Source organism: Hydrocoleum sp. CS-953, from assembly GCF_002260545.1.
Taxonomy (GTDB): Bacteria; Cyanobacteriota; Cyanobacteriia; order Cyanobacteriales; family Microcoleaceae; genus Trichodesmium.
In genome coordinates, this window is record NZ_LGSU01001006.1 from 1 (window position 1) to 5,967 (window position 5,967).

The following is a 5,967-nucleotide window of genomic DNA, read 5'->3' on the forward strand; positions in this document are numbered from 1 at the left end:
ATATCATTCCTTAAATTAGTATTCAAATGAATATTAGTCCTAAGTATTCAGCTATAAAATACTGAAAACTGTTAACTGATAACTGAAAAATATGACTCCTTAAACTGAGTATGCAAATGAATATTAGTCGTTAGCTATCAGCTACCGAAAACTGAAACCTAATAACTGTGAACTGAAAAAAATGAATTATATTAATCGTCGTCAATTTATCCAGTATAGCTCCCTTGCTCTTGGCTCTGGCATATTAACAAGTTGTACTACTACTAATAAATCTACTTCACCTGTGAAAAATGGCAAAAATCTTGACAAAATTACTTATGGAACTAACTGGTATGCACAAGCCGAACATGGAGGTTTTTATCAAGCAATTGCCACAGGAATTTATGAAGATTATGGTTTAGACGTTACTATTAGAATGGGAAATGCTCAAGTAAATGGAACTCAACTATTAGTAGGAGGTGCAATAGACTTTTACATGGGATTTGGTATCGAGGCAATTAGTTCTGTAGAAGCAGGAATTCCTACTATTACAGTTGCAGCTATTTTCCAAAAAGATCCCCAAGTATTAATTGCTCATCCAGGAGTAGGAAATGACTCTTTAGGAAAACTAAAAGGCAAGCCGATTTTAGTATCATCTTTAGCTGAAAAAGGCTATTGGCAATTTCTCAAAACTAAGTTTGGTTATACAGATAACCAGAGACGTCCTTATAACTTTAATGTAGCTCCTTTTCTAGTAGATAAAAATGTAATTCAGCAAGGTTATCTAACATCTGAACCATTCACAATTCAACAAAAAGGAGGCTTTGAACCAGTAGTTATGTTATTAGCAGATGCTGGTTATGAACCTTATGCTACTACTATAGAAACTACAAAAGAAATGGTAGAAAAAAATCCAGATTTAGTGCAAAGATTTGTCGATGCTTCTATCAAAGGTTGGTATAGTTATTTAGAAAATCCCGAACCTGCCAATCAATTAATTAAAAAAGATAATCCAGAAATGACAGATGAATTATTAGCTTATAGTTTAGAAAAAATGAAAGAATATGGTATTGTTATTTCTGGAGATGCTATTACCAAAGGTATCGGTGCTATGACAGACGAACGCTGGAAATCATTCTTTGATAGTGTAGTAAAGGCAGGAGTAATTCAGCCAGATACTAACTATCAAGAAGCTTTTACTTTACAGTTTGTTAATAAAAATGTAAGTATTTAGCTATCAGCTATTGCCTTTGGTTACTGATAACTGAAAAGCTGTTTGTGTGGCATGAACCAATAAATGCTTAAGACACTTTCTTATATTTGTCCATCAAATATGTTTGTTTTTCTAGGTAAAATTTATGGCTATATCTCTGAAAAAAATTGAACAAGAAGCTCCAAAATTAATCGACCTGGTTAAAAAAGCAGATATCTCCCTAGTCAAAGCAAATTTGACAAATCATCAAGCAAAAGTTGGACTTTGCTTAGACATTTCTGGGTCAATGTTTTCCCTGTATTCATCAGGAAAAATTCAACGTTTAGCAGAAAAAGTTTTGGCTTTAGGATGTCGGTTTGATGATAATGGTTCCATTGACATTTTTCTGTTTGGACAAAATCCTCATCAGGTAGGAGAAATGACTTTAGTTAATTTCCAAAATTTTATTCCTGAAGTACAACAAAAGTATCCATTAGAAGGAGGAACTTATTATGGCAAGGTGATGAAAATGATTAGAAATTTCTATTTTCCTTCTGGAAATGGTGGTAGTAGAAATTCTCCTGTTGCTGCTGATGAACCTATTTATATAATGTTTGTCACTGATGGAGCAACTTCTGATAAACAAGAGACAGAAGAACAATTAAAATGGTCATCTTTTGAACCGATTTTTTGGCAGTTTATGGCTATTGGTAAGTCACACAAAGATGTTTCTGGAAAAGGATTTTTTGGTTGGTTAGAAAAAGCATTTTCTAGTGATTTTAGCTTTCTGGAAAAACTTGATGAAATGAGCGATCGCTACGTTGATAATGCAAATTTCTTCAGTCTAGAAGATCCAGAAAGTATTTCTGATGAAAAACTTTATGACTTGTTAATGACTGAATATCCTGGTTGGGTAAAGTTGGTTCGCGATCGACATTTACTTAAGTGAAAAATTCTATTTTAGAAGTAGTTTAACTGATACAGCGGATTTCATGTCAGTTTACAGGCAAGATGTCTGTGTTACAACTAAAAACTAATAACTCAAAAGAGGTAAATTATGTCTATTAATCTTGGTAAAGGTGAGAGAATAAATCTCTCCAAAGAATCTCCTAATTTAACCCAAGCTGGTATTGGGTTAGGATGGGATGTCAATACTACAGATACAGGTTCTGCATTTGACTTAGATGCTTCCGTATTTATGTTAGGAACTAATGGCAAAATTCCTACAGAAAAATACTTTGTTTTCTACAATAACTTAACATCACCAGATGCTTCAGTTAAACATTCAGGAGATAGTAGAACAGGAGAAGGTTCAGGAGACGATGAAGTAATAGAAATAGATTTAACAAAAGTAGACCAAACTATTCAAGAAATACTATTTGTAGTAACTATCCATGAAGCAGATGCCAGAAGACAAAACTTTGGACAAGTCAGAAATTCTTTTATTAGAATCTACGATATTACCACAGAACAAGAAGTAGCTAAATATGAATTAGAAGAAGATTTTTCTAGAGAAACAGCTCTGGAATTTGGCAGACTTTATCGCAAAGATAATGATTGGAGATTCCAAGCTGTCGGACAAGGTTATAATTCTGGTTTACAAGGATTTGTTGATAAGTATGCGTCTTAGCCTAAATTGTAGAGAAAATTAGGTAATAGTAGCTCATAAGTTTTTCTTAAGTCTGGACTAGATAGTTTTGGTTAGTGTAAAGTTGAAGTCTAATTTGTACCTAAAAAAATCTAATTTTAATGGGGGTAAATTGTGCCAGATTATCTTATCTTGTCAGAAAATACCAATGTCAGAACAATATGGAACACCTTAAGATATGTACAATTTCAGCCAAATAGGCCGTCAATATGCTAGACTTCGGCAACATCTGCCTCTAAATTTAAGAATACTCTATACTCTAGAAGCCAAATAGTAATTTAACTATATGCCACAAGTTAGCTCAACGTAATGTGAGTTTAATCACAGCCTGACAAATTTTGTCCTTCAAAATTATCCGGCTGGTTTAGTATATCAAGATAGAACGATTAAGTCAATTTTTTCTGATGGAAAAGTGAACAACTTTTTCATAATTAACTTATGGAAAGAAGCAAAAAATATCCAAAAAGTGGATTTTGAGATAGAACTACCAGAAATTGAAAGAATTCGCAATTTACCCATCCATGAAGAATACTTTTGGTTTAAGGAAAATGGAACAAAACGCAAACTGTGGTTACACGACTATATTGAGATATACCAAGTTCCTTATCTCTATGAGCATCTGATGGAAAAGCTCGAATGTAAATCCCATAGTATCCTGGGTTCTTTATTAGTTGAAAATTTTACCCAAGCAGATGGCAAAGCTGAAGATATGGTAGTCCTAGATATCGGTGCAGGAACTGGTTGGGTTGATAAAACTCTAGCCGACTTAGGGGTGAAATCAATTGTGGGAATTGATATTGTTCCTCAAGCAGCACAAGCAGCTCAAAGGCAGTATCCAGGGGTTTATGAGAACTACTATGTTGAGGACTTGACCAACTTAACGGAAATAACTAAGCAAGCATTAAATGGTCGAGGGTTTAACTGCCTGATTTGTTGTTCAGCTCTTAGTCAAGGCCATGTTCCGGCTGATGCTTTAAGGGTAGTCTATAATCAGGTTGCCCCTAATGGGTTTATTGCCTTCAATGTAACTCAGTAACTCAGTATCTCTCGGAAGATAACACTGAGAATGGGTTTCGACAGCAGCACTCTTGGGTAGAAGATCAAGCCGTTTTTGAGGTTATGCAAATGCACCCCTACCGACACCGATTTTATACAGTTGGAACAGAACAAGAAAGTATTCCACTGATTTGTGGTTCAGCTCTCAGTCAGGGAGTTTGGGGAGATAGGAATATGGGGGCTTAGATTCTACTTTTTTCCCCTATTTCATTTCTCAATCTCCTGACTTCTGACTCCTGACTCAAGAGCCAAAAACCCTCACCTTTGCAGAGATACCAAATGGGTTCTATATCAAATCTGCTTAATTCGGAATAAAAAAAATTTTATCTGCTACCGGATTTGATATTAATACATAATTCCTCTTCCTTTTTCATTAAACTCTTTAAAAGTTTGCTCCGATAAACTATGAGTAGTCATTGCCTGCAAAACAGAAAATGGTAATGTCAGATGATTAGCACCCGCTAATAAAGTTGCCACAGCTTCATCAGGAGATTTTACACTCGCTGCCAAAATTTCTGTACCGCTACCTTCAACTATCTTTGCCATCTCTCGTACTAACTTTAAACCGTCCCCCAATAGTCTAGTTGCTCGGTTGACGTAGGCGATCGCATATTTAGCGCCTGCTTCTACAGCTACTACTGCTTGAGCAGGATGATATATTCCGGTTACAGAACAGTCAATATCTCTAGACAAATGAGATACCAGTTGAAAACCAGTAGTAGTTGCCGGAATTTTCAGAACTATTTTATGACCAATTAATTTTGCTGCAGCCTTCGCTTCCGCCATCATGTCATCAAAGTTAGTAGCAGTAAGTTGATAATATAATTCTCCAGAAACAATTTCTGAAAGTTCCTTTAATGTTGCTTCTGGAGATAAATCGCTTTTTGCCAGCAAAGTCGGGTTAGTTGTCACCCCAGATATCCAACCAAATTTACTAGCAACTCTGGCTTCTGTTACTATCGCTGAATCAAGATAAAGAACCATTTTTTCCTCCTATTAAAAATTATCAAAAAATTAATCTGAAAAACTTGAGCTAAATACAGTGTTTCTTGCCAAAAAAATTAAGGTATAAAGCCTCTAATTTTGAATAAATAATTGATAATTAGAGAGAGCTTTTACGATCTACTCTTAATTATTAGTAAGCATTCCGCAGGAAATGCTTACCATTATCAATTATCAATTATCAATTATCAATTATTAATTATTAACTTATTCCCTCAAAAGGTCCTAAAAAAGTTGGTTTAGGACGAGTAATATGAACTTCCAACAATGCTTTTAAGACTGCCAAAAGTTCACGGATAGAATAACGTTTCATAGAATCATTTCTAAATTTTCCCCAATCTGGCGTACCTAAACCTAGAGCATCTACTCCTAGTTGACGACAGGTATAAACTGCACGAGGTAAATGATAGTTTTGAGTTACTAAAACTGCTTGAGTAATACCAAATATTTCTTTTGCCCGATAACAACTTTCATAAGTGCTAAAACCAGCATAATCTAGAGTAATATCTTCAACAGACACACCTTGATTAATAGCATACTCTTCCATGGCTTTTACTTCATTATAATCAGGGGTACTATTATCACCAGTCATTAAAATCTTTTTAATACTACCAATCTTATATAAATTAACCGCTCCTTGTACTCGGTCAGCTAACATGGGTGTGGGAGTACCATCTGCCCAAACTCCTGCGCCAAAAACTATGGCAATAGGTTGAGCTGGTACTTTTTCTGGATTTTTGTACCGATATTTACTTGTAGCTACTCTGACGTAAAAGTTTAAAACCAGAGGAATTAATAGTATTGTTAATACTAATAGCCACAAAATTAAGCGTTGATTGAGTAACAATAATTTAGGTAACATAATAATTAATAATGAATAATTAATAATTAATAATTCCGTTTGAAAGCTTCTCCCCATAGGTCATTTCAGTTATCAGTTAACAGTTATCAGTACCTCTTAGGTCATTTCAGTTATCAGTTAACAGTTATCAGTACCTCTATGGAATAGGGAGCCTTGAAATACTGAATTTTCTTTTTTATCACCCTATCCAAGGGGAGGCTTGAAACCTTATTTTCTGGTCATATCAAT

6 protein-coding genes are annotated in these 5,967 nt (G+C 34.7%); 4 read left to right on the forward strand and 2 right to left on the reverse strand.

Annotated elements, in window-relative coordinates; translation table 11 throughout:
• Window positions 1–181 precede the first annotated feature (181 nt).
• The 4 genes from AFK68_RS14390 to AFK68_RS14405 all read left to right on the forward strand — a co-directional run bounded on the left by AFK68_RS14390 (window position 182) and on the right by AFK68_RS14405 (window position 3,855).
• Window positions 182–1,213, forward strand: coding sequence for an ABC transporter substrate-binding protein (locus tag AFK68_RS14390; RefSeq protein WP_094673402.1), 1,032 nt, complete (start codon window positions 182–184; stop codon window positions 1,211–1,213).
• A 124-nt stretch (window positions 1,214–1,337) separates the two neighbouring features.
• A complete protein-coding gene (locus tag AFK68_RS14395; protein WP_094673403.1) occupies window positions 1,338–2,120 on the forward strand; it encodes a VWA domain-containing protein in 783 nt (260 codons plus the stop codon).
• Window positions 2,121–2,228: 108 nt separating this feature from the next.
• On the forward strand, window positions 2,229–2,801 hold the full coding sequence (locus AFK68_RS14400; protein WP_094673404.1) for a TerD family protein: 573 nt from the start codon (window positions 2,229–2,231) through the stop codon (window positions 2,799–2,801).
• A gap of 430 nt (window positions 2,802–3,231) precedes the next feature.
• Window positions 3,232–3,855, forward strand: coding sequence for a methyltransferase domain-containing protein (locus AFK68_RS14405; RefSeq protein ID WP_094673405.1), 624 nt, complete (start codon window positions 3,232–3,234; stop codon window positions 3,853–3,855).
• Window positions 3,856–4,220: 365 nt separating this feature from the next.
• Here the strand turns inward: AFK68_RS14405 and AFK68_RS14410 are convergent, their stop codons facing one another.
• Together AFK68_RS14410 and AFK68_RS14415 are read right to left on the reverse strand one after the other, a co-directional pair.
• Entirely contained in the window at window positions 4,221–4,859 is a 639-nt protein-coding gene (locus tag AFK68_RS14410) for a transaldolase family protein (protein ID WP_094673406.1), read from the reverse strand.
• A 220-nt stretch (window positions 4,860–5,079) separates the two neighbouring features.
• Window positions 5,080–5,739: a vancomycin high temperature exclusion protein gene (locus tag AFK68_RS14415; RefSeq protein ID WP_094673407.1), complete on the reverse strand. Its 660-nt coding sequence runs from the start codon at window positions 5,737–5,739 to the stop codon at window positions 5,080–5,082.
• Between the last annotated feature and the right edge of the window lie 228 nt (window positions 5,740–5,967).